This window comes from Nostoc sp. CHAB 5836 (genome assembly GCF_020829445.1).
In the GTDB taxonomy this organism is placed as follows: Bacteria; Cyanobacteriota; Cyanobacteriia; order Cyanobacteriales; family Nostocaceae; genus Nostoc.
This window is the reverse complement of sequence record NZ_JAIVFV010000009.1, coordinates 1-23,814: the sequence shown is the minus strand read 5'-3', so window position 1 is coordinate 23,814 and position 23,814 is coordinate 1. Positions and strand designations below refer to the sequence as shown.

The following is a 23,814-nucleotide window of genomic DNA, read 5'->3' as shown; positions in this document are numbered from 1 at the left end:
GTAGCACTGCTACGTCTCTACATTTTTGGAGATGTCTATTTATCTCACCTCTTGAAGAGATGAACTTTTGCGCTGACTTTCTGTGATGGCTGTTTTAAGTTCTCGACAAAATTCTTCCACGGCTTGCAATCCTTGTGTTGGGCTACCTTCAGCTAACCGTTTAACAAAGGCACTACCAACAATCACTGCATCTGCACCCCATTCCATGACTTGGTGTGCTTGTTCTGGGCCTGAGATGCCAAAACCAACGCCGATGGGTTTATCGGTGACGTTTCGCAAATCTGTAATTAAATGCTCTACGCGGTTTTGGATTTGAGCGCGGATCCCTGTAACACCTGTAACACTTACCAGGTAGATAAAACCCTGAGACTGACGAGCGATCGCTTCAATTCTATCTTGAGAACTGGTAGGAGCTACGAGTAAAATCACCTCAATTCCCAAAGTTGCGGCAATTTGGATTAATTCTTCTGCTTCTTCTAAGGGTAAGTCTGGTACTACTAATCCTTGCACCCCAGCAGTAGCAATTTGCGCCAAAAACGACTTAATACCCCGGTGCAAAATGGGATTGTAGTAAGTAAATAGAATTATTGGCGCTTTCAGGCTAGGAATCACTGTGTGTAACATCTCTAGCACTTGCTCTAGTTTCGTACCTTTTTGTAAAGCGCGGGTTGCTGCTGCTTGAATCACAGGCCCATCTGCGAGAGGATCGGAGTAGGGAATGCCCAACTCGATGAAGTCAGCACCGTTGCGATCTAAGATGCGTAAAGCTTCGGCAGTGGTTTCTAAATTAGGATCGCCTGCTGTGATAAAGGGGATTAAAGCACACTGTTGGCGATCGCGTAAAGTTTGAAAGGAATCGGAGATAGAAGTCATGCTGAAAAATAGTTAACGATTGGTTAAACCCAAAAATTCCGAATTACGAATTACTTAAAATACTACACACAGCTTGCTCTACATTAGCTTGTTTAACTAAAGACTCTCCAATCAAAACTGCACGCGCACCAGCCTCGGCAACAAGAGATAAATCAGCAGGTGTATACAGTCCAGACTCGCTGACGACGGTAATATCTAAGCTTTGTAATTGTTGTTGACGCTCTGCTAAAAGTTGCTGTGTTGTACCCAAATCAAGGGTAAAATCTTTGAGATTGCGATTGTTGATTCCTACTAAACTTAGGTTATCAAGCTTTAGCACTCGATCCAGTTCAGCCAAAGTATGAACTTCTACCAGTGCATTCATGCCCAAATCATGAATCACTCGCAAAAAATCTTGAAGTTTTCTATCTGATAAAATAGCCGCAATCAACAATACAGCATCTGCACCTACTGTCCGTGCTAAATAAATTTGATAGGGGTCAATGATGAACTCCTTGCACAGTAGGGGTAATGCTACTTGCTGCCGCACCCTTCGCAGATAATCAAAACCGCCTTGAAAGAACTTTTCGTCAGTCAGCACTGATAAACAAGCTGCACCGCCTCGTTCATAAGCTTGAGCGATCGCTACTGGGTCAAAATCTGCGCGGATAACCCCACGGCTTGGTGATGCTTTTTTTACTTCAGCAATTAAGCTAGGTTGTTTAGGATTTTCTTGTAAAGCAGTCAAGAAATTTCGGACAGTCGGGGCTGCATTTAACTGTTTTTGCAAGGACGTTAAAGGCAATTCTTGCTGCATTTGTGCAACTTCTTGCCTTTTATGCGACACAATTTCTTCAAGAATATGGCGGGGAGGGGCAATTTGGTTAGTCATAATTTTTTAGGGGGAGTAGGGGGCAGGGGGCAGGGGGAGATGAGGGAGATGAGGGAGATGAGGGAGATGAGGGAGAAAGAATAACTAATGCCCAATGCCCAATGACTAATGACCAATGACCAATGACCAATGACTAATGACCAATGACTAATGACTCCTTGGTTTGCGTATATGCACACACGACATTTTTAATGATTTTCAGACCGACTTCTCCCGCTAAAGTCATGATTGATTCTGGATGAAACTGAACGGCAGCTATGGGAAGTGTCTGATGTTCAATACCCATAATTACGTCGTCATCAGAAATAGCTGTCACATTGAGTTCTTTTGGCAAATGTTGCGGTAGGGCAAATAATGAATGGTATCTACCCACTGCAAAGGATTCTGGTAAGTTTTTGAAGGTGACAGAATTGGAATCGGTGACGAAAATGCGTGAGGATTTACCATGTTGAGGATAGTTGAGAACTCCCAATTTTCCATCAAAAGCTTCAACAATGCCTTGCAGTCCCAGACAAACTCCAAAAATAGGAATTTGGCGATGAAGAAGCGCACCGACAGTCTGTGGAACCCCAAAATCACTTGGTCTACCAGGGCCAGGAGATAAAACAACTAAGTCAGGGCGTTCTGTATCGAATAGCGATTCCGAGAAACCATGACGTAATGTAGTTACGCTTGCACCAGTTTGGCGAATGTAATTGGCTAAGGTATGAACAAATGAGTCTTCATAGTCTATTAATAAGACACGTTTGCTAGCTTCCGCACTTGGTAGGATTTTAGTTAATTTTATGGAACTGGATTGATCAATTTTCTGACTCGTTTGCTTTACACGACGAATTGTCTCAAATAAAGCAGCAGCTTTGGTAATTGTTTCTTGTTCTTCTGCTTGTGGTATTGAGTCATAAAGGACAGTAGCCCCAACTCGCACTTCGGCGATGCAGTCTTTTAATCGGATTGTCCGTAGGATTAATCCAGTATTTAAATTCCCATTGAAATTTAAATAGCCCACTGCTCCACCATACCAACGTCGGGCGCTCTTTTCGTGCTGTTCAAGAAAATCTATTGCTGCTTTTTTGGGTGCGCCGGTGACTGTAACTGCCCATGTGTGCGAAAGAAAGGCATCTAAAGCATCAAATTGCGATCGCAGTGTCCCCTCAACATGATCTACTGTATGAATTAAATGGCTGTATAATTCAATTTGGCGGCGGCCAATCACTCTTACTGAACCAGGTTCGCAGATTCGGGATTTGTCATTGCGATCGACATCAGTACACATGGTCAACTCAGCTTCATCTTTGTGAGAGTTGAGTAACTGACGAATTTGCACCGCATCATCGAGAGCATCTTGTCCGCGGCTAATAGTACCACTAATCGGACAAGTTTCTACCCGCCTACCTTCAACCCGCACAAACATTTCTGGAGATGCACCAATCAGATATTCTCCACCTAAATTAAAAATAAATCCATAAGGACTAGGATTTATTTCCTTTAAGGTGTTAAATAGTTTGCTGGGTTCCTGTTCATAGCCCTCAAAAAAGTTTTGACTAGGAACAACTTCAAATAAATCGCCTCGGCGGAAATAATCGAGTGCAACCTCAACTTTTTTGGCATACTCGCCTACTTCATGGTCAGCAGTTTGATTTGAGAGAAGATGTTTTCCGCGATAATCAACAGACTCGCCTGTTCGAGGCAAATTCTTAGTGTTGCCATGCGCTGTTTCAAAATCATATTTTAGACAAAATGCCCGTTGCTGATAGTAGTCAACAACTATCAATTCATCAGGCAAATAAAGCACCAAATCACGCTGATCTTCAGGACGTTCTAGGCGGTGATTAATTGGTTCAAATTGAAAAACTAAGTCATAGCCAAATGCACCATACAAGCCTAAATGCTCATCTTCATGACTAGAAAAAATATGTAGAATTTCGCGAACAACAGTAAATACTGAAGGCTGTTTGCTACGTTCTTCTTCAGCAAATATTTTTTTTGTAGGTTTAACAAAGCCTACAATCTGGTTATTATACTTAGTGACCTTTTCAAGTTCTTTGGAGTTAGATAAACGCTCTAATAATAATGGTAAAAGTACTCGACCGCGTTGATTTAACGCTATCAAAGTGAAAGTATTTTCCTGTGTAGTCAACTCCAATGGTGGATTGACAAATCCGATCGCCCATCTTTTGTATCTCCCTGGATATTCGTAGCTGCTCCTTAGCAAGCCTCCACGCTGAGAATTTAAATGGAATAGAATATCTTCGAGGGCGGTGTCCATCTTCACTTCGGTGATGGAGCGAGAAACACTTACACCACCAAGGCTTTTGTAAGAACGTGAATCAAAAATCATGAGTAACTTCTCTGAAATAGTTATCAGTCAATCATCAATAAGCAACCATTAATTATTAGTAGTTATTTTTAAACCCAGAGCAAACTTAAATAACATACTGTCAATCTAAGTAGGTCGGCGCAATTAAAGCTAACTGGCTAAGGCTGTCATTTGTCCTTTGTCATTGGTCATTATTAAAGATTCTAAGCCTATTTATGTTTCGTAACATAGGTTTATTTTTTCGCACCAACTTACTTAAGTCAACTTATTTTGACTCGCATATTCTTTTTAAAGAATGTGATAAAACACTACTTGCTTCTTCTTTAAGAATACTAGATATCAAGCAAACAATACATTGAATAATTTTTCGATCAGGTGTCAATTTATTCGCTTTTTATACTAATTTTCCAGTACATTTAGCAACAACTGCATTTCCAAAACTCCGCCTCTCTCAAAAGTAGTAAATTATTTCATAAAACCTCAGCGTGACTCTGCGCTTCCCTCAGCGTGACTCTGCGTTTAAAAAAAATTCCCCATTAAATTCCCGCAACAGTAATATTGCTTGCTTGTACAAAAACAAATCCACCTGATGAACCTCAATTCTTCTTCCAATCCCTTGTAAGAGCGTCAAAGTTAATTCTCCACCCAAGTGTTCGCGGAACTCAGTCAAACCGCGAAATAAACAATCAGGATGTTCCACTTGTGATAACTTCTCAGCTAGTTCTGGCACATACAACTTAAAACCCAACGCTGATAAAGTATGTAATATCCGTTGCCACTCAGAACAATCCAGCAGTCCCATTAAATAAGAATAAGTGCTATCCAAAGCGATACCGATCGCAACTGCTTCGCCATGACGTAAACGATAATCTGTCAAATGCTCCAGTTTATGAGCCGCCCAATGTCCAAAATCTAGGGGACGAGACGAACCCATTTCAAAAGGATCGCCGCTATTGGCAATATGTTCTAGGTGCAACTGAGCGCAACGATAGATAACCTGTTGCATGGTATCCATGTCTCGCCGCACCAGGGCTGGGGTGTGAGAGTGGATAAAATCAAAAAAGCTAGCATCCTTAATCAACGCCACTTTGATTGCTTCTGCAATGCCAGAACGCCAATCGCGATCGTCTAGGCTTGTCAAAAAGGCAGAGTCATTTATAACTGCATAAGGTGGCGCAAATGTGCCGAGAAAGTTCTTTTTACCAAAGGCATTGATGCCGTTTTTTACTCCAACCCCAGAATCATTTTGTGCTAACACCGTTGTCGGAATGCGAATCAGGCGAATTCCCCGGTGAGCAGTTGCAGCAGCATATCCTACCAAATCCAATACAGCCCCGCCTCCGATCGCTAATATGTAAGAGTGGCGACATAATCCGGCGGCTTCAATCAGTTGCTGGATTTGCTCTAATAAAGTAGGGTCGTTTTTGGCAGCTTCTCCTCCCGAAATGATCATTGGTTCAGCTGCGATCGCTAATACCTCTGCATAAAACTTGGTATACGCTACTAATTGCTTCACCAATTCCGGTTGATACTTTAATATTCCGGCGTCTACCACTGCAACTAATTTCTTCGGCTTAGTCTCTCCATCCCCTACAATCACTTGCGCTAGCGTCGGGTTTTTCAACTCAAATAAATTTTGGGTGAAGTAAACTTCGTAGTTAAAAGTAACCGAAACACGTTGATGAATTAATCTACTTTTTTGCTTGATGTCAACTATCATATTTTTGCAGGTATATTTAAAAGTGCAGCACGATTCAAATTTTCCAGGAATACCTCTACCGAGTGAGAACCATTTACCTTGACTTTGTTATTGATGACAAAGAACGGCACGCTGTTGATGCCATTTAACCGAGCGAATGTAGATTCAGCAACAACTGCATCAATCAGATTATGATCATTTAATTGCAACTTTAATTCCCTAGCATCCAGATGATATGCTGCACCGATGGCAACAATAACGTCAATATCTCCGATGTTCAAACCATCTTCAAAATAAGCTTTATAAATAGCTTCGACGATATCGTTTTTTACCTTTGCAGGCGCAAGTGCAATCAGTTGGTGAGCAAGCTTAGTATTAACAGCTAAACGAATTTTTTCAAAATCTAACTTAACTCCAGCCGCTTCAGCTGCGCGTTGGGTAGTATCAAACATCTGTTGCAGTTCTTCTGCTTTCATGCCTTTTCTATTTTGCATAAAGCTACGAAATTCGTACCCGTCAGCAGGAACAGTATTGTCCAGAAGAAAAGGATGCCAACGGATATTTATTTCTTCTTTTTGCAGTTGTGCCAGTGCATCAAACAGATGTTTTTTACCAATTCTGCACCAAGGGCAAACGGGATCATGAAAGATGTCTATCAGCATAGTTTTTGTTACTTAAATGCTAATATTGGTGTGCATTTGTGGCTGGAAATCTCGTTGGATAGCCATTGTATTTAAAGGCTGTAGAAAAGTATTTATTTTCTCTTCAAAAAAGCTTTGAGCATTTTCAAATTCTTCAATTAATGCTTCTCTATCTTTCCTCGCCACCAGTTTCGCCAAACGGCTGTAAGTATTAGCTAAAAAGCTAATTTTATCACACCTTTCTTCTGTAGCTAGCATAATATCGACGCATAACTGAGGGTTTTGGGAAAACAAACGTTTAACAATATCAATTTCTTGACGGTAGTTAGGAGTTGACATCCTTAAGGTCTGTTCTATGTCAATTCTTGCTTCTGCGAAGAAAACGCCAAGACTAAATCTACAGAAGTGCTGGGTAGCTTGAACAATCACCATCATTTGATCATGTTCTTCAGGCGTGCAAACAATCAACTCTCCACCTTGACCTTTAATAAAGTCCAATAACCATTGAAATGAATCATCGTTCCGACCTGGACATATCACCACTTTTTGTCCAAAGAACGATTTGATATTTGGCCCAAACATCGGATGTAAACCCATAACTGGGCCGGAATGGTGTTCAAGCATTGCTTGATTTGCCTGTGTTTTAATACTCGTGATATCGCACAAAGCTGTAGTTGGAGCCAGATATTTAGCTGCACGCTTAATAACATCAACTGTCTGTTCAATGGGAACACTTACTAAAACTAATTGTACCTGATTCAACAGTTGCTTTGCGTATTTCCAATCCTCATGTTCGAGAACGCTAACATTGTGCCCTACTAGGGAAAGTTGCTCTTGAAATAATCTCCCCATTCTGCCGTGTCCACCGATGATCGTAACTTTTCGGGGGCTGACATGATTTGTCGGATACTTATGAGTCAGAGTAGCGTGACAACACTTCAGCACACTCACCCAAACAGACTGAGGAATACCAGCTTGTGCGAGTAGGGGGGCCACATCAGCCAATTGTTCATCTAAAGAAGGTTGTTCTGATGCTGCTAATAATGATAAGCGATCGCTCAGTAAGGCAATTAAGTCTTCGTCACTTTTTTTCAGCTGATCTAATAAGTCATTCATATTGTAAAAGTCGTTTTACTCTAGAATTGGATATCAAGCATTAAAATAATTCCTAACTACATTTTGTAACTCGCGAATTCTCTTTGCGTTCCTACCCTACGGGAAGGCGTTCGCGTAGCGTCTCGTAGAGAAGCGCCTATGCGCTTCCCTTTGCGCCCCTCTGCGTTTAAAATTCAACCCTCAATTCACCACAATTTTACACAAAGCTGTACGTAGTCCCCATTCCCAAATTTCAAATATCAACAAATGATTCCTTAGAACTCATTTCGGGCAAGATATCCAAAGTTGTTGCTTCTTTGGCAATCACATGAGAAAATAACTCTTCATACTGATCTAGCGCTTGCTCAAAGCAATAGTTTTCCACCGCAAACTTTCTGCCTTTGCGCCCTAATTTTGCTGCTAGTTCCGGTCGATCATATAAATCCAATACCGCAGCAGCTAAAGCATCTGCTGATTCTGGTTCAACGATAATACCACCACCACTTTCTCGGATAGCTTTGGCAGCAGTACCAGCGCCGGGAACTGAACCGACAATTGGGCGACCACTGGCTAACAAGAGTGGTATTTTAGAAGGCATATTGAAGGAAATCACATTGCACTTTTGCACAATCAACCCGATATCGGCGGCTGCTAACATTTGCGGTAGTTTTTCTCGCGGTTGCAATGGCAAAAGCAAAACGTTATCTGCACCACAATCAACACAATGTTTTTGTAACTTTTTGAGAGCTTGGGATTCCCCTGCTACGACAAAAACAATATCATTAATATGACGCAACCGAGCTGCTGCTTCTATTACTGTTTCCAAACCTTGAGTGAGAGCAATATTACCTGAATAAAGAACTACAAATTTACCATCGAGTTGATGGGTCGCTCTCCAAGAGTTGTTCTCCGGCGGTAAAGGGCGGATAAAATTTAGGTTTACCCAATTGGGAATACAGGCAATTTTATTAGCAGGTACACCCTTATTTATTAAATTATCTACAAAGCCATCGGCAATCACACTAATGGTGTGTGCAGTTCGGTAGGCAAATTTTTCTAAAGCTTCCAGAGCGAAAATCATTAACTTATTTTTAATTAGCCCAACACGCACAGCAGCTTCCGGGAGAATATCTTGCACATTCAGCACTATTGGACAGTTATATAGCCAAGCTATTAAGGTTGCAGGTAAGCAAACTAGTAAGGGTGGCACTGTTAAGAGGATTACATCAGGACGTTCGCCCTTGAGGGCTTGTGGCAAACTCGTAAAAACAAAACTCAACTCTAGGAGTAGCCGATCTACAAGGTTAGGTTTAGACTTAATCCGCAGGTAACTACGCTGAATTTTAACACCATTTTTATGTTCAGTAACGTATAGTTTACCCCGATAGCGATCGTAAATCTGACGCTGAGGATAGTTAGGCATACCTGTGATTACCCGCACTTGATGCCCTCGCTTCACCAGTCCTTCTGCTAGTTCAGTCATCAAAGGTGCAATACCAATTGGTTCTGGATGATAGTTGTATGAATAAATCAGAATGCGCATGAGTTGTTAATGTCCTGGAAGCACCTTCATAAATGTTGGCTTTATTGTATTAACCAGTTTTTATCTCCCTTATTCCGGATTTAATAACCTGAAATTTTCGTAGACACCTTTGTAGAATGTGTTACTAACGAGAGTACGGCACTGAAATTATTGAGATGGTGCGTTAGCCAAGGGCATAACGCACCCTACTGTGGTGACGCACCTAAAAGAGTGCATTAGAAAACTCTTGTGGGATGGGCGTCTCGCCATTGGTGTCAACTTAACGTGAAAGTTATGTCCCAATACGCTTGGGTTAAGCCGTAAAAATAAATTTGCGTAGGTTGGGTTGAGGAACGAAACCCAACATTTTCGGGTATTTGTTGGGTTTCACTAAAGTTCAACCCAACCTACAATTATCCACAAAGCCAAGCGTATTGAGTTATGTCCCGCAAGGAACTGAAGTTCCTTGCTAATAGCTGAAGTCATCTAAAAGATGACTAATAATCGGAAAAATTTTTAGTGTACTGAAGTAGACTTTAGCTATGAGCCGCTGAAATTTATTTCAGGGCGGGGTGGAAGCCAACAGATAAAAGATTTCTAGCAAAAGTAGATACCAATGATCTTGCCCATACCACAAAAAAATTTATTGCATGACTTTAACTGTGTCACCCTACTGCGAAACTTATTAATTACGAATTACGAATTACGAATTAGTAATTATTTTGTAGTTCCTTTTCTAAACTGAAGACTGGCTTTTGTTGCCCACGTTTCCGTAATGTGACGGTAGCAGCGCCTAGTCCAAGTAATGCCAAACCCAATGTTGAACTAGGTTCCGGCACTTGTCTTCTGCCTTCTACGTTTAACACTTGGACGCGACCTTGAAAGAAATCGCCGACATAAAGCTTACCATCTTTGTAGCTTGTGCCACCTGTCCAGTTAAATGTACCTGGTGTGAGGTCGAGGGGATTGCCAAAGGGTGGCTGACCTAGTTGTGGTGGTGTTGCTGCGGCAGGTTTACCATAAGCTGTCAGGAAGTTACCGTTTTTATCGAATACTTGAACGCGGCTGTTGATAGAATCAGCCACATAAATATTCTCAAACTCGTCTACTTCTAAGCCGATGGGCTGATTAAACTCGCCATCTCCATTGCCTTGTTTGCCAAATGTTAAGAGCGGTTTCCCTTCTGGGTCGAGTACTTGGACGCGGTTGTTAAACTGGTCGCTAACATAAAAATTGCCACTGACTGGGGAAATTCTTACACCTGCTGGGCCTTGAAACTGCCCAGGTTGAGTGCCAGAGCTACCAATACTACCAATTAGTTCGCCGTCTTTAGTGTATTTATTGATCTTGTCGCCGCTAAAATCGCCTATATACACATTGCCAGTTTTGTCAAATGTCACACCAGATGGGCCAAAGAAAGCTCTACCTGGGATTAAACCGCCAAACTCACCAAATGATTTAATAAAGTTACCCTGGCGATCAAAGACATTAACGCGGTTGTTGAAAACATCACCTACATATAAATTCCCTGTTTGCGGGGAGATTTCTAGAGCCGATGGTTCGTCAAATTGTCCAGGCCCTTTACCACCCTCGCCGATCGCTCCAATATAACTACCTTGAGGGCTGAATACTTCAACTTTGTTACCGATGTTTGGGTTAAAAGTGCCGTCGGGGTTAAGACCGCGACCATTACTTATAAGGATGTTCCCGGTGTCATTTACCGTTATGCCTTGGGGAACAAACAACTGCCCAGGCCCAAATCCAGGGCTACCAATACTACTGTCGTAAGTTAATGTTACAGCCTTGGCTTGTGCAGATGTTGCCAATATGGTGAATCCAACACCGAGAATAGCAACTGACAAATTTTTGACTAATCCCATGAGTTTTAAGTCCTGGTTGTATGGGTTATACTCTTTCCTAGACTCATTTTGTTCCTAGTCCCGGTTTGAGGACTCTAAAATTTGGGCTGCTGTGTCTTGTTTGAAATGCAACTTTCTCTGTGAGGCAGCAGCCTATTTTCTAACCATTACCTGACACCAGGTAATGAGGAATTAGACTATCTCTGCTTTGGGTAGTAACTCTTCACCCAAGTTGTGTTGGCGTTTGCGCTTGGCGATCGCAGCAGTTGCGCCTACACTAGCAAGTGCTAGTAAGCCAACTATTGAACCAGGTTCGGGGACTTTTTGTGTAACAAGACCATCCACCCGAACAACCTGCCCGTTTTTTGGGCCGACACCACGGTTGGTAATATAAATCTTGCCGTCAGGGCCAATATCTATTCCATCAGCTGAATCTAATCCTTCACCTGCTGCAACTAGTATTGTGCGAGTGCCATCAGGAGCAACTTCGATCAGAGAACCAGGTAGATTTGTGATGTCACCGTTTAACTGGGACTCGTCACTGAACTGTAAGACCAGCAAATTGCCTTTCTCATCAAAAGTTAGGTCGGTGATGTGCGTAAACCCATCTAGAAAAACCTCTGGCTTTCCATCGTCGCCAATGCGGAAAATCCGTGATTGATCTTCTGGATAAGGAAAACCCGTATATTCACCAACGTATAAAGCTCCATCGGGGCCAACTGCGCCACCCGTTGGTACTGATTGAATGGCTATTTGCCCTCCAGGAAGCTGTTCTACTAGCCCTGGAAGCAACTCTACTAGGTCTGGAGGTAACTCTTGCCCTGGTGGCGCAGATGGCAATACTGAGGCGCTAAGGATTTTCTTCGGAATTGCGATCGCTTCAGAGTCACTGCCATCAAGTTTAATTTTGTAAGCAGTGTTTCCACCGCCATCAACGACATAAGCAGTATCGCCACCGATAGTTAGATCGTAGGGATTGGTAACTACATCTTGACCATCTGGATTGTTGATAATTTCATACTTGCCAAAGTCGAAAATACTGTTGAGAGAGCCGGTATTCAGGTCAACTTTGTATAGTTGTGCTAACTTCGGGGCATTCAAAACTTTATCGGGTGGGGATGGCGGGAAAACGTTAAGTTGCGTTGCTGGGATAGGGTATTTAGAACCAAGTTCAAGTGTTTCTTGATCGCGGTTTCCAGGATATCCAGCAAACCCAGTTAAAAGATAAGCATTTCCCAAAGAGTCGAATTGCAGGTCTTGAATACCAGCTCCTTGGTTGCCGGAGGGTTGTTCTGCGACAGACTGAAAGTTAGTGAGTAAACGCGTTTTGGTGCCGTCTGGTGAGACTTTAACGAGTGAACCAGTATTGCCTACACAAAGAGGCTGAAATATTGTACTTGGAGATGGCTGGCAATTCCCATTTCCTCCTATACCTGGTTCTGCTACGTATAGACTTCCATCAGGGCCAAAGCTATTAGCCCGTGCATTACTGATTCCATCGACAATTGTCGTTAGTGTTGCAGCTTGTACAGATGGCGTTCCACAAATAGCAGCAAAACAAAATGTAACAGATGTAAGAGCAAATGACTTGAGTTTCATACCTTTGGAGATTGAGAGTTAAATAAGTGGAAACTTTTATGGTTTTAAAGACAACGAATCCCAGTCTTTGAAGAACGCAGGATTGGTTTGAAACTCTTGACTTGACCGCCACGACTCCCTTTGTCGGAAGTTTGCGGCTTTTTTCTTGTGCAACCAACCAACGCCGAAAGCACCGATCGCTAATGCGCCTAAAATAGAATCAGGTTCAGGAACAGACTGGGTATTTTCAATTCTGAGAACTTGTCCAACTCCTGGGCGATCGCTTCGGTTTGTGACGTATACTGCACCATCAGCACCAATAGTCAAGGCGCTAGGTGACTCTAATCCATTGCCACTCAGAAGAGTTGTGCGTGTCCCATCGGTAGCTATTTTGATCACAGAACCATCAAAATTACCCTTCCAAGCTGACTCATTAGCGTATTGCAAAGCATATAAATTACCCTCAGAATCAAATTCCAAGTCTGTGAGTTGGGTAAAACCATCAGCGAAGACTGTTGGTTTACCATCAGCACCGACTCGATAGATTTTTGCCTCACCTTCTGCGAAAGGAAAGCCAGTAAATTGGCTGACATAGTAAGCGCCATCAGCCCCTTTTGCCACACCTGAAGGTACTGGTTGAGTTGCAAACTGCGATCGCACCACTTCACCTTGAGATCCCACCTGTGACGGTTCATTGGATCGGGAATTAGAGGGTGGAAATACTGGATTAGTTAATATGTCTTGGGGAAAGCTGGTAATAGCTTGCAAATTACCACCAACCGTATTAACACGTAGCAAGGTATTTGCACCTGCATCAACTGCAACTAAGTTATTGCCATCGATCACAAAACCCAAGGGATTGCTACTAACATCACTACCATCGGGATTATTGGCGAGTTCATAGTTAGCTAAGTCAGCAACACTCGTCCAGGAATTGGTATTAAAGTCGGGAGCGATGATTTTACCGAGGTCAGTGTAACCTAAATTGCGATCGCGAAAGGCCGGATTAGCTGCATACCCAATCAGAACGTAAGGTTTACCAGTAGCATCAAATTTAATGTCACGAGGGCCACCGGCTCCAGTACCATCTGGTAATGCTAAGGAAGGAAGTCCTGTAAGTATCCGCTCAGTTTTACCATTGTCAATTTTGGTAACTGCACCACTTTTGCCATAACATAAAGAATCTCCTTGACCACTTCCTGGGGGAACACAAGCCCCATTTCCCCCAATTCCCGCTTCTGTAATATAGAGATTGCCATCGGGGCCAAAGCTCAAACCTCCGGCATTATATAAACCGTCGGCGATTACTGAAAATGAGCCGGCTGATGCGGTTTTCATTCCCGAAAAAGCGGCAACACAAAAGGTGAGGAAAGTAATTGTAAGGTGTTTTAGTTTCATGTTTTGTCCTTTGTCATTAGTCATTTGTCTTTTGTCCTTTGTCCTTTGTTAGTTGATTCAGGTTCATATTTTGTCCTTTGTTAGTTAACCAATGACCAATACAACTCTTGGAGAGGCTGCGCCAACGACTTCTCTACGAGACGCTACGCGAACGCTCAGTACAAGTGACCAATGACCAATGACTAATGACTAATGACTAATGACCAATGACCAATGACTCTTCAATTTTTGGCAGATAGCTCATTCCTCGGTCAAATGATTTGAGGTTGCCAGCTTTGGCTTCGAGTAAACGTTTGATGTTCATGCTCTCAGCGCCAAAGTCTTCAATTTGAAGTTTGCCGTGGGTTACAGAGTTATCTACTTTCCAAAATGTGATTCGATGCAGAATGAAACCTGAAGCTTCTGGGTCAGCGAAAGCATAAGCTGTTGGAATAAGTAGTGCTACAGAACGCTGATAATATTCGTAATCTGGATAAAGGTGTTCTTGTTCAAGTAAGTAATATTTGCTTAAACTATGAACTCGCACTGAAACTTTTACTTTCTGGTCATATTCATCTTTGAATTCACCTGATTCTGAAGTAATATCACCATTTGGTCGTAGTAAGTGCGCCCACTGATCTACGTTTTTTAAGTCTTTTAGGTATTCAATGCCGATTTCAATTGGGGCATCAACATAAATGGTGTCTGTATCAATAAGATGGCGTCCTTTAGCTGCTGAGGTCAGACCAGCTTTGCGTTCCAAATTACCTTTGAGAGAACGACATTCGGAAGTGTGTACTGTATGAATTCCCTGCATAATCATCTGAGTCTGCCGTTTGGGATCGACAAAGCTCAACCAGTGAAAATACACACCTTTTTCATCTGTTCCTGGCTCGATGTAGTCTGTAGGAAACAGTAAAACAGGGTAAACCTGAAAATATTTCTGATACTCTAATCCGCAATGCCACTCAATGCCGTAGAAAAGCGGATTTTCTAGTTTTTTAACGTGATAGTAAAGATTTTTATGATATCCAGATGCAGTTCCGAGCCAGGTGTCTTCGTCAACTTGCTCTTGCATTCGGCTGTAAAGTGTCCATTCGTCCAAGTTTTTTAAACTACAAAGGTAGTCAAAGGCGCTCTTTGGTGAAGTAGCAATATAAGCTGATGTAGCAAAGGTGTTTTTTTCCATTTTTCACTCCTTAAGATAATAAAAATTAAGCTGCGAGCGCCTCAATCTTGGTTCGCTTACCCCTCTGAATGCGGTCTTCTGCTAATCGCTTGGCAGCATCGTTAGTAGTAATTCCCTGCTGGTTAGCAATATCAAAAATTGCTAATAGCGTGTCATAAATGTTATGCACTTGCTTAAAAGCTTTTTCTTCGTCATAACCAATCATTTCGTTGTAAACGTTGATTAGTCCTCCGGCATTAATTACATAATCCGGGCTGTAAAGAATCCCTTTTCTAGCAAGCATTTGACTATGTAATGGCTCATTATCTAATTGATTATTAGCTGCACCAGCAATAATCTTAGCTTGGAGGAAAGGAATTGTATGACTATTAAGAATTCCCCCTAAAGCGCAAGGAGAAAATATATCTACATCAAGTGAGTAAATTTCGGTTGGCTCTACAATAGTCGCGCCAAAAAGCCGTTTTGCTTCTGCCGCTTTCTCTGGATCTACATCACTAACAAAAAGCTTGACATCATTCTCATGTAAGTGCCGACAGAGATTTTTACCTACATTTCCTAAGCCTTGAACTGCAACTTTCATCCCATCAAGTCTTTTGCTCTGCCAACGAGACTCAACAGCAGCTTTAATTCCGAGAAAAACTCCTAGTGATGTTATGGGAGCAGGGCCACCAGATTTTTCTGATACTCCAACAACATATTTAGTTTCTTGACTGATTGTTCGCACATCGTCAGGAGTAATATTAACATCTTGTCCGGTAATAAAACGTCCATTGAGGCTATCAATAAAACGTCCGTAAGCTCTCAACAGATCATCTGTTTTATTTTCAGGATTAGCAATAATGACTGCTTTACCTCCACCAGCCGGAATGTTGGCACAGGCTGCTTTATATGTCATCCCACGGCTTAGACGAAGTGCGTCTTTTAAAGCAGCTTCTTCGTTGACGTAAGGCATGAGTCTTGTAGCTCCCATCGCTGGGCCCAAGGTCGTGTCATGGATGGCAATAATTGCCTTAATTTCGGGATTTTTACCATGACAGAAGAGAACTTGTTCATGACCCATTTCTCTAACAGTTTCAAATAGCAGCATATTGATCTCTCGATATTGGTTGGGATTGGTTAGAGAAGGTGATGAACATTACAAATTGTAAAGATATAGACACAAAGGCGCTCTCGAAGATTAAGATTGGATGAAGTTGAAAAGAAAACGTTTGAAATTCCAGTTTGGTGAATGTAGTTGTTGGCTGGAATAAAAGAGTGAGGAAACGAACCGCAAAGGGCGCAAAGAGCGCAGAGGTTAAGAGGGTTGTAAAGGGTTTTTGCATCTGTACGGGGAATTTTTCAAGAATTGGGATGCTCGGGTGTTTTACTCGCTTACCGCCGTAAAATTACTTGTCTGTTGCTTTGCTTCCAACTCTTACGAGACGCTGCGCGAATGTGGTTCGTTCAAAAAATCTTCGAGGGGGAAGAGAGTGGTCTGTATAAGAATCTGATTCGATTCCCAGATTTTAAAGTTAAACCATTGGAAATGAAACTTGCTTGGCTGCACCTTTTGCGGCAGTTGATTTAACTCCTTGTGCTGCCAAACTCTTATTACGTCCACCAGAAGGGGCTGGTCGATCAGCGTCAATCACGACGTCAATTAAAAAGGGAGCAGTTGATGCGATCGCCTGTTCTAATGCTGCTTCAATATCCGACTCTCTAACGACTACGATCGCTTCTGCTCCCATCCCACGAGCAATCATGGCGAAGTTTGTCGGTGGAAGTGTTGCGTCTGCACCCTTTAATCCCAATATTTTCATGCCTTGATGGCACATATTGTAACGAGCGTCGTTGAGTACAATCCAGATGGCGGGAATTTTGTATTTCACGGCTGTGCTGATTTCGTTATTCATCAGCATCGCCCCATCGCCAACAATCCCTACAGCCTTACTATTGTTCGCCAGTGCTGCACCTAACACTCCGGTGACGGCGTGACCCATTGCTCCGACTCCGGTGCTGACTCGGTAACGATTGGCTTGGGCAAATTGCAGTAAATGCGTTGACCAGGTAAAGGAGTTACCGCACTCTGCCATGACTATGGCATCGCTACCTTCAACAATAATCTTTTGAATTGCTGCCATCAATACTTCTGGCCGCACTGGATAATCTATGTCTGGTGCAGGTTCAATTGCTTTGTGTTCTGGACGAGGTAGCAACAAAGTTGTGGAATGAGGAACATCTGGTAATTGCTGCAACAACTCTTCCACAAAAGCTTTGATATCAGACCGAACCGCAAAAGTTTCAATGTGTGGATACGCCACCCCTGGTACTTCTGGGTCAATATCTACATGGACGAAGCCTCCTTTTGGAACTAGCGCCGAACTCCAGAAAGAAGTCGGTTCACCAAGGCGGGTTCCTAATACAAGTGTGCGTAGTGGAGGCTGTTCTTCCATATAAGTTAAGACGGAAGCATGACCGCCTAAGCCTGTGACACCCACAAATTGGGGATGATCTTCGGGAAAGATGCCTTTTCCACGCGGTGAACATATAACGGCTGCTCCGGTTTTTTCAGCGAGTTGGCAAATTTCGGCTGCTGCATCACGCGCACCAAAACCAACCCAGATGGCAAAGGGGCCGGATGATAATAATTCTACAGATTTAGCGATCGCTTCTTTGGAAGGAGTCATCGGAAACGGAGAAATATCTAGTTGGGGTAAGGCTATATCCTCAACTAAACTTGTCTGCACAGCAGTGGGAATGCTCAAATGGGCAACAAATCCGCCTGGTTGCGCCAAAGCTAAAGCCAGTTTCCGAAAAATCTGCGGGAGTTGAGCCGCAGATTCAATGGTGATTGCGTAGTTAAATAGCGCTCCTGGGGTAAAAATTCCCCCACTGGGCAAGGTGTAAGTGCTGGTTTCTTGAATAGCCCAACGTCCACGCTGTGGTGCTGAGGTGCAAGCCGACAGCAAAATTACCTTTGCACCTTCACCACGAGCCGCAAATAATCCGGTGAGGGCGTTGGTGATTCCCGGCCCGGCTGTGGTAAAAACTACAGTGGGGCGATTATTTGCAAAGTATGCCTCAGTCGCTGCAAATGCTGCTCCGGCTTCATGGCGGAAGTTCAACACTTCTATGCTGCTATTGGACAGCGCCCCCCAAAGGCTTGCCATCGCACCACCTGCGACACCAAAAGCATAGCTTACTCCCAAATTTTCCAACATTTGAGCGATCGCATCGGCAACCGATAGCGTTGGCGCGATTTCGTGGTTTAAAAAAGGCTCAATTCCCCGATTATTCTTCGATTCGTCAAGCTGACGGGAAGTGTCAGACACAGATTCTACATATCTGTTTGCTGGAAATTCTTTGTATGGCTCAGTGGTGATCAGAGGAGAGTTTGAACCAGTATAGTTTTGACTCATTAGTTTCACTAAATTACATAAAGTTACAGGAAGGTTTTTTAGTTTACAATCACAGCAGTAGCAATATTTATTTAAGATAAACAACTCTGTTGCTTTTACAGCTATGACCTAGCTTGGTCGATTGCACAAACGGTTAATTGCTGCTGATTGATGGTTGTGATAGCACTACCAAAAATTTTTGAAAAGCATACAGCAATTAATACTTTGCTTCTTGTTACCAGAATAAAGGGGATGAAAACCTTGTGCAATCAAAAATCTTTTGCTGAGGGTGTCAATTTTTTCGCTTCTACTGTGATGACTACAGTACCTAAGTAGGTTGGTGGGAAAAAACTAAATCATTTAAGAGTAGATAAACCTTGAACTACGCTTAACTCAAGCAGATCTCATAAACTTTACAATACTTAATATAAGTAACTTTAATAGCACTGATATGGTTACAAAACCGCCTCAAAAGGTTCTTAATTTGTGATGGCTGTGATAATGAAAAGCTAATTTGCAATGAAAAATCTTTTGATGAGGGTGTCAATTCTTTCGCTTTTCTGGTGATTGTGACATTTATAACTTAATTATTTTGAAAGATTGAGATTTTGCGATCGCTAACAAGACACATCACCAAATTTACAATAGAAAATCTTTTGATCTGGTTGTCAATTCTTTTGCTTTTAGAGCTAGCTTCTTAAGCTACCCTAACCCACACCACTTGCTAGAACCGCGAAACCCTAAAAACCAACTTTTTAGGCACTATATACTAGAGCATCATCTGAAATGCAACAGTTTGGCGGTCTTTATCTTGTCACCAAAAACTCTTTGAGTCAATTAATTGTGACGATAAAGACATAAATTCATAACTCTTGATATTTCCTTTGAGAGATGACTAAGTGCGCTAAGTATGTCATTTCTTGATAAAAGTTGTTATTTTTGATGCATATTTCCCACACAATTACGTAAATACGGGAAAGTCTGTATTGAAACAGACAACAAATAATAACATTGCACGTAACCATCCCGTCGTCCTTGTAATACAAATGTATTTCTAGCGACAGATGACTAAGCATATTCTTCTATAGTTAAATTCCTGAGAGAGTAAGTTAAGATATATTAAGAAAATAAGTTAATGAGTAAAATTTGTTCATCTAAGCCCAGCCCAGCACTGGAAATTCATTTATGTTGAAAATCAAACGACTCTACACAAGTAGTTTGCTAAAGTCTTTGGTGGCCGAAACCAAGCAATTTTAGGTTGGTGAACTATTAGTTAGCTCTGGTGCAGAGCTAGTTTAAATTTCAAATATCTTTTTTAGTTATAAATTAAGAGTTTCCAACTCTTATCGAAGAATCTTGATTGACTAATCTAGATTTGATTTGTCTAAATTTTGTATTTTCATAAAAAGCTGTTGAAGCCAATCAAAAAATTAAGACTTTTAGTTTTTTTAAGAAAGTTTAGTTTAATTTTTTACTATTTATTGGTATGATAAGTTTTGTAAACACTAGTAGTAATATTTTTTAATAGTCTCATAATGCACCAAATATTTTAGTAAGTTATGACTATTAACTTATTAATAACTATGGTGATGATTGATTACCAGGAAGAAGTATGAATATGAATTCTGGAGAATATACATTAGCTAGATCAAACAATCAATGGGGGCTACAACCAGAAGTAGAGATGAAGTTTGCTCACTTCCTAATAAATCATGCTGTAGATGCTGCCTTCTGTTTAGGAGTAAACGGGCAGTTTCTTTACGTTAACGATGCCACTTGCCTGATGACTGAGTATTCCCGTGAGCAATTACTTTCTATGAGGCTGCATGATATAGACGTAGATTTTTCTCTGCACAATTGGTCAGATATTAGATCACAGGGTTCCCTTACCTTTAAATCTCGCTACCGGACAAAAGCAGGTCGGATATTTCTGGTAGAAATATCCATGAGTTATGTAAAACAGCAAGATCTTGAATTTGGTTGTGCCTTTGCTCGTGAAAAAACTGATGAAATAGTCGAACTGAGTGTGCAAAAGTGGACTGATGAATTAAGGGATGCCAAAGACAATTTGCAACAGGAATTTTCTCAACTGAAGGCCAAAGAAGTAGAACTAGAAAAATCTCTTTCTTTAGTTCGCTCTACTCTTGAATCTACTGCCATTGGTATCGTTGCAGTCAACTTTGAGGGAGATATTCTGAGCTTGAATCAGAAATTTGTTGATATGTGGCAGATCCCAGAGTCACTAATGCTATCTAAGAAATGTCCTCGCTGCAAAGCCTTTTTTGAAAATCAACTCCAAGATCCACAAGCCTTTAATCGGCTGATTTGGGAAGTATCTAGCCAATCTGATTTCGAGAGCTACGACATTTTAGAATTGAAAGATGGGAGAGTTTTTGCACACTACTCTAAACCTCAGATGCTTGAAGGCAAAATTATTGGGAGAGTGTGGAGTATTTGGGACATTACTGAATCAAAACAGACTGAAGAAGCATTACGCCTGAACGCATCTAGATTTCGGACTTTGGCAGAAACGACAGATACCAGCACTTTTCTGATTCAAGGGACGCGACTTTGCTACGTAAATCCAGCAGTAGAGCAACTCACTGGCTACACAAAAGAAGAACTGCTAAAAGGTTTTGATCTTCGCCGACTGATTAAAAGCAAAAAACGTAGGCAGATACGTAAGCAGGATGAACCAGCTAACTTTGAATACCAGGAGATGAGTATTCTAACAAAAAACGGCACAGAGCGCTGGCTAGCCTGTGCGGTTGCCAAGTTTGATGGAGGGTTGGATTTTGGAGGAAACCCAGTCGAACTGATTGCAGGTATCGATATTACCGATTACAAATACGCAGAATTAGGTCTTAACCAAGCTTTAGAACAAGCAAAACAACTTAGCGAACTTAGAGCGCGTTTTCTTTCTATGGTTTGCCATCAATTCCGAACTCCGCTGAATATTGTTTCATTTTCTAATAGTTTACTTAAGGAAGAAGTAGACAAACGTACCCAGAAAAAAATCCAACCATTACTAGATCACATTCAAAAGGCTACCGAAGAACTTAGCCAGATGTTGGATGATATTTTGTTCTTCTCTAAAGCAGAAGCAGCAAAAATAAACTTTGCTCCCAAGCCACTGGAGTTAGTTCAATTTTGTCATGATTTAGTTGCACAAATGCTGATGAGCGTCAGTCAAAACCCAATCAATTTTGTCAGTCAAGATAAGTCTCTTATAGCCTGTATCGATAAAAAATTGTTAGAGCCTATTTTGAAAAATTTGCTCGACAATGCGATCAAGTATTCTCCTGAAAACAGGGCAATTGATTTGAAACTATATTTCCAAAACGAGCAAGTAATTTTCCAAGTTCAAGATCAGGGGATCGGTATTTCATTAGTAGATCAACAACGAATATTTGAGCCATTTTACCGTGGTAGTAATATTGATCATATACCTGGAACTGGACTAGGACTATCGATTCTTAAAACCCTTGTAGATTTACATCATGGCCAAGTTTCTGTAGAAAGTAAAGTTGGCGTAGGCACTACGTTTACTGTGATTCTGCCATTAATCAAATCAGAGTTTAGCGGTTCCGAGTTATGAGTGTTGAAATCCCGATAGTTCTTAATTAACGACTTAACAATCATAACTCTCGGAAGGAGTTAATTAATCTCATATAGCAGTCCGCTTTGATTTTTTAAATTATTTGCGTAGTGCGCGAAGCGCGATGTTTGATAATCAGCTTTTGCAAAACATTTATGGTAGTAGAAAATTATGTCTGAATCGTCAAAGAAAATTCTTGTGATTGAAGACGATACCATTACCCGTAATCTTTATTTAAAGGGTCTTGAGGCTAAAGGTTTTGATATTATAGGTGCTGACAATGGTCGTGTTGGTATCCAACAAGCACAAGAGTATACACCCGACTTAGTGATTTGCGATATCACGATGCCCGATATGGACGGTTATAGCGTTTTAACGATGCTACGCCAAGATCCTGTTACAGCAATTATTCCCTTCATTTTTCTGACTGGTAGTAGTACCAAAGCAGATGTTCGCAAAGCTATGGAATTAGGAGCAGACGACTATCTTACCAAACCCTCTACACTAGACGAATTGCTCAGAGCGATCGCGATTCGATTACAAAAGCAAGCTAATCTCCAATACTGGTGTTCTATTCAATTTGAGAAAGCTGCAAAATCAGTATTTGCAGATAATACTACAGCGATCGCTGGAGGTGTTGCTGTAGCCTCTGATAGAGAAGCCAACATTCCTTGTAAATCAATCTTTCCCTGTATTCCCCAATTAAAAGAAGTGTTCGACTTTATCGAAGCCCATTATCATCAAGGAATTACTTTGTGTGATGTGGCTGTTGCTGTTGGTTACTCACCTGCTTACTTAACTAACCGAGTAGCAAAGCAGACAGGAGAGACGGTCAATTGCTGGATTGTGAAACGCCGAATGGCGGGAGCGCGTTTTTTACTCCAAAATAATGATCAGACAATCGAGAAGATAGCGAAAGCATTGGGCTATCAGGATGTGTCTCATTTCTCCCGCCAGTTTCGCCAACATCACGGTTTACCTCCCCAAGCTTGGCGTAAAGAGCATCAGCTTGGATCGCAAAAACAGGTTCAACTCTGGTAAAAGGAGAAATACCAGGGCTATTTAATTCTCATCTAGCCCGCCTCAGAATGAAATAGCCCTGGGAGAAATACAGCAATTTTCAATTAGGCTACGGCTGAGATGGGGACTGGCGAGTAGTGTAGTTTACATCATACAAATAGTTGCGTAAACTCATATGTTAAATCCACTCTGCCCTTACGTAACATGGCTGGATCTAATCTTTCAGTAGTGTTGCAAGTCATCAAGACAACTAACCGTTGCTGCATCTGAATACCAGAGTCATCAATTACACTCTGACAGGACTTACGCAACTGGCACAGGCGATCGCTAAATTTTAGTGCGGATGTATTGAATAACGACGCCACTAGCACAGGGCGATCGCCAATAAATAGTACTTTCGTACTATAGAAATGCACATAAAATGAACTAGAGTACAAATGTAAAGTGTCCGTTTTTACGCCAAAGTTTTGGGCTGCGGCTCAGGCTACTGTAACAAATACTTTTGAATATGAAGTTTACTAAATTAGACTATTGCCAGTATCTACTTAGTAGTCAAATTAATTATACGGGGAGCAATGCGATGCAAGTTAGGCGACTCAAAAAAAGTGCGATCGCTAATTTCTCTTCTCAGCAATAAGACTTATTTAATACAGATAATTCAGGATTAATATTGAAGCCAAGATCATATTTACTTTCATAGCCTCGTGGCAGTTTTTTGGGGTAATATCCGAACATTTTTTTTAGAAATGATAATCAAGTATCTACGAGCAATAATTTTTTCGTGCAGAACGAAAAAAG

17 protein-coding genes and 1 pseudogene are annotated in these 23,814 nt (G+C 41.5%); 3 read left to right on the top strand and 15 right to left on the bottom strand.

The window, feature by feature from the left end:
- Positions 1-39 precede the first annotated feature (39 nt).
- The 14 genes from trpA to scyA all read right to left on the bottom strand — a co-directional run bounded on the left by trpA (position 40) and on the right by scyA (position 18,419).
- Positions 40-873, bottom strand: coding sequence for a tryptophan synthase subunit alpha (trpA, locus tag LC605_RS03265; RefSeq protein ID WP_229546142.1), 834 nt, complete (start codon positions 871-873; stop codon positions 40-42).
- A 43-nt stretch (positions 874-916) separates the two neighbouring features.
- The gene (trpC, locus tag LC605_RS03260) at positions 917-1,744 is read right to left on the bottom strand and encodes an indole-3-glycerol phosphate synthase TrpC (RefSeq protein WP_229546141.1); all 828 of its coding nucleotides are present in this window, start codon (positions 1,742-1,744) and stop codon (positions 917-919) included.
- On the bottom strand, positions 1,737-1,874 hold the full coding sequence (locus LC605_RS03255) for a hypothetical protein (RefSeq protein ID WP_229546140.1): 138 nt from the start codon (positions 1,872-1,874) through the stop codon (positions 1,737-1,739). Before LC605_RS03255 ends, trpC begins: the two co-directional genes overlap by 8 nt.
- Positions 1,875-1,877: 3 nt before the next feature.
- Positions 1,878-4,082, bottom strand: coding sequence for an anthranilate synthase (locus LC605_RS03250; protein WP_229546139.1), 2,205 nt, complete (start codon positions 4,080-4,082; stop codon positions 1,878-1,880).
- Between the two features lie 481 nt (positions 4,083-4,563).
- On the bottom strand, positions 4,564-5,781 hold the full coding sequence (locus tag LC605_RS03245) for a 3-dehydroquinate synthase (RefSeq protein ID WP_229546138.1): 1,218 nt from the start codon (positions 5,779-5,781) through the stop codon (positions 4,564-4,566).
- A complete protein-coding gene (locus tag LC605_RS03240; RefSeq protein WP_229546137.1) occupies positions 5,778-6,422 on the bottom strand; it encodes a DsbA family oxidoreductase in 645 nt (214 codons plus the stop codon). Before LC605_RS03240 ends, LC605_RS03245 begins: the two co-directional genes overlap by 4 nt.
- Before the next feature lie 12 nt (positions 6,423-6,434).
- Positions 6,435-7,517, bottom strand: a complete 1,083-nt coding sequence (gene tyrA / locus LC605_RS03235) for a bifunctional chorismate mutase/prephenate dehydrogenase (protein WP_229546136.1) — start codon at positions 7,515-7,517, stop codon at positions 6,435-6,437.
- Between the two features lie 232 nt (positions 7,518-7,749).
- Entirely contained in the window at positions 7,750-9,039 is a 1,290-nt protein-coding gene (locus LC605_RS03230) for a glycosyltransferase family 4 protein (RefSeq protein ID WP_229546135.1), read from the bottom strand.
- Positions 9,040-9,728: 689 nt separating this feature from the next.
- Positions 9,729-10,898: a scytonemin biosynthesis PEP-CTERM protein ScyF gene (gene scyF / locus LC605_RS03225; RefSeq protein WP_229546134.1), complete on the bottom strand. Its 1,170-nt coding sequence runs from the start codon at positions 10,896-10,898 to the stop codon at positions 9,729-9,731.
- 171 nt (positions 10,899-11,069) lie between these two features.
- Entirely contained in the window at positions 11,070-12,476 is a 1,407-nt protein-coding gene (locus LC605_RS03220) for a ScyD/ScyE family protein (RefSeq protein WP_229546133.1), read from the bottom strand.
- Between the two features lie 36 nt (positions 12,477-12,512).
- The gene (locus tag LC605_RS03215) at positions 12,513-13,853 is read right to left on the bottom strand and encodes a ScyD/ScyE family protein (protein WP_229546183.1); all 1,341 of its coding nucleotides are present in this window, start codon (positions 13,851-13,853) and stop codon (positions 12,513-12,515) included.
- Positions 13,854-14,049: 196 nt separating this feature from the next.
- Positions 14,050-15,021, bottom strand: a complete 972-nt coding sequence (gene scyC, locus LC605_RS03210) for a scytonemin biosynthesis cyclase/decarboxylase ScyC (RefSeq protein ID WP_229546132.1) — start codon at positions 15,019-15,021, stop codon at positions 14,050-14,052.
- Positions 15,022-15,046: 25 nt separating this feature from the next.
- Positions 15,047-16,108 carry a tryptophan dehydrogenase ScyB gene (scyB, locus tag LC605_RS03205; RefSeq protein ID WP_229546131.1) on the bottom strand — a complete coding sequence of 354 codons (1,062 nt, stop codon included), beginning with the start codon at positions 16,106-16,108 and terminating at the stop codon, positions 15,047-15,049.
- 424 nt (positions 16,109-16,532) lie between these two features.
- Complete coding sequence (gene scyA, locus LC605_RS03200) at positions 16,533-18,419, bottom strand: scytonemin biosynthesis protein ScyA (RefSeq protein WP_229546130.1); 1,887 nt, start codon at positions 18,417-18,419, stop codon at positions 16,533-16,535.
- A gap of 1,597 nt (positions 18,420-20,016) precedes the next feature.
- On the opposite strand from scyA, the gene LC605_RS03195 reads away from it, so the two are divergent.
- Together LC605_RS03195 and LC605_RS03190 are read left to right on the top strand one after the other, a co-directional pair.
- A complete protein-coding gene (locus LC605_RS03195; RefSeq protein WP_229546182.1) occupies positions 20,017-21,996 on the top strand; it encodes a scytonemin biosynthesis sensor histidine kinase in 1,980 nt (659 codons plus the stop codon).
- A gap of 168 nt (positions 21,997-22,164) precedes the next feature.
- Positions 22,165-23,037: a response regulator gene (locus tag LC605_RS03190; RefSeq protein WP_229546181.1), complete on the top strand. Its 873-nt coding sequence runs from the start codon at positions 22,165-22,167 to the stop codon at positions 23,035-23,037.
- Positions 23,038-23,165: 128 nt separating this feature from the next.
- Here the strand turns inward: LC605_RS03190 and LC605_RS03185 are convergent.
- Positions 23,166-23,312 (bottom strand): annotated as a pseudogene (locus tag LC605_RS03185) (AAA family ATPase); the annotation flags it as partial.
- Positions 23,313-23,524: 212 nt separating this feature from the next.
- Here LC605_RS03185 and LC605_RS32765 point away from each other — a divergent pair.
- Complete coding sequence (locus LC605_RS32765) at positions 23,525-23,653, top strand: hypothetical protein (protein ID WP_267868391.1); 129 nt, start codon at positions 23,525-23,527, stop codon at positions 23,651-23,653.
- Positions 23,654-23,814 lie beyond the last annotated feature (161 nt).

Bases quoted from the DNA above. Each gene is read 5' to 3' on its own strand.
- LC605_RS03220 (WP_229546133.1), bottom strand. From the start codon at position 12,476: ATGAAACTCAAGTCATTTGCTCTTACATCTGTTACATTTTGTTTTGCT.
- LC605_RS32765 (WP_267868391.1), top strand. From the start codon at position 23,525: ATGAAGTTTACTAAATTAGACTATTGCCAGTATCTACTTAGTAGTCAA.
- scyF (WP_229546134.1), bottom strand. From the start codon at position 10,898: ATGGGATTAGTCAAAAATTTGTCAGTTGCTATTCTCGGTGTTGGATTC.
- LC605_RS03245 (WP_229546138.1), bottom strand. From the start codon at position 5,781: ATGATAGTTGACATCAAGCAAAAAAGTAGATTAATTCATCAACGTGTT.
- LC605_RS03240 (WP_229546137.1), bottom strand. From the start codon at position 6,422: ATGCTGATAGACATCTTTCATGATCCCGTTTGCCCTTGGTGCAGAATT.
- LC605_RS03215 (WP_229546183.1), bottom strand. From the start codon at position 13,853: ATGAAACTAAAACACCTTACAATTACTTTCCTCACCTTTTGTGTTGCC.
- scyA (WP_229546130.1), bottom strand. From the start codon at position 18,419: ATGAGTCAAAACTATACTGGTTCAAACTCTCCTCTGATCACCACTGAG.
- scyC (WP_229546132.1), bottom strand. From the start codon at position 15,021: ATGGAAAAAAACACCTTTGCTACATCAGCTTATATTGCTACTTCACCA.
- LC605_RS03250 (WP_229546139.1), bottom strand. From the start codon at position 4,082: ATGATTTTTGATTCACGTTCTTACAAAAGCCTTGGTGGTGTAAGTGTT.
- tyrA (WP_229546136.1), bottom strand. From the start codon at position 7,517: ATGAATGACTTATTAGATCAGCTGAAAAAAAGTGACGAAGACTTAATT.
- LC605_RS03195 (WP_229546182.1), top strand. From the start codon at position 20,017: ATGAATTCTGGAGAATATACATTAGCTAGATCAAACAATCAATGGGGG.
- scyB (WP_229546131.1), bottom strand. From the start codon at position 16,108: ATGCTGCTATTTGAAACTGTTAGAGAAATGGGTCATGAACAAGTTCTC.
- LC605_RS03230 (WP_229546135.1), bottom strand. From the start codon at position 9,039: ATGCGCATTCTGATTTATTCATACAACTATCATCCAGAACCAATTGGT.
- trpA (WP_229546142.1), bottom strand. From the start codon at position 873: ATGACTTCTATCTCCGATTCCTTTCAAACTTTACGCGATCGCCAACAG.
- trpC (WP_229546141.1), bottom strand. From the start codon at position 1,744: ATGACTAACCAAATTGCCCCTCCCCGCCATATTCTTGAAGAAATTGTG.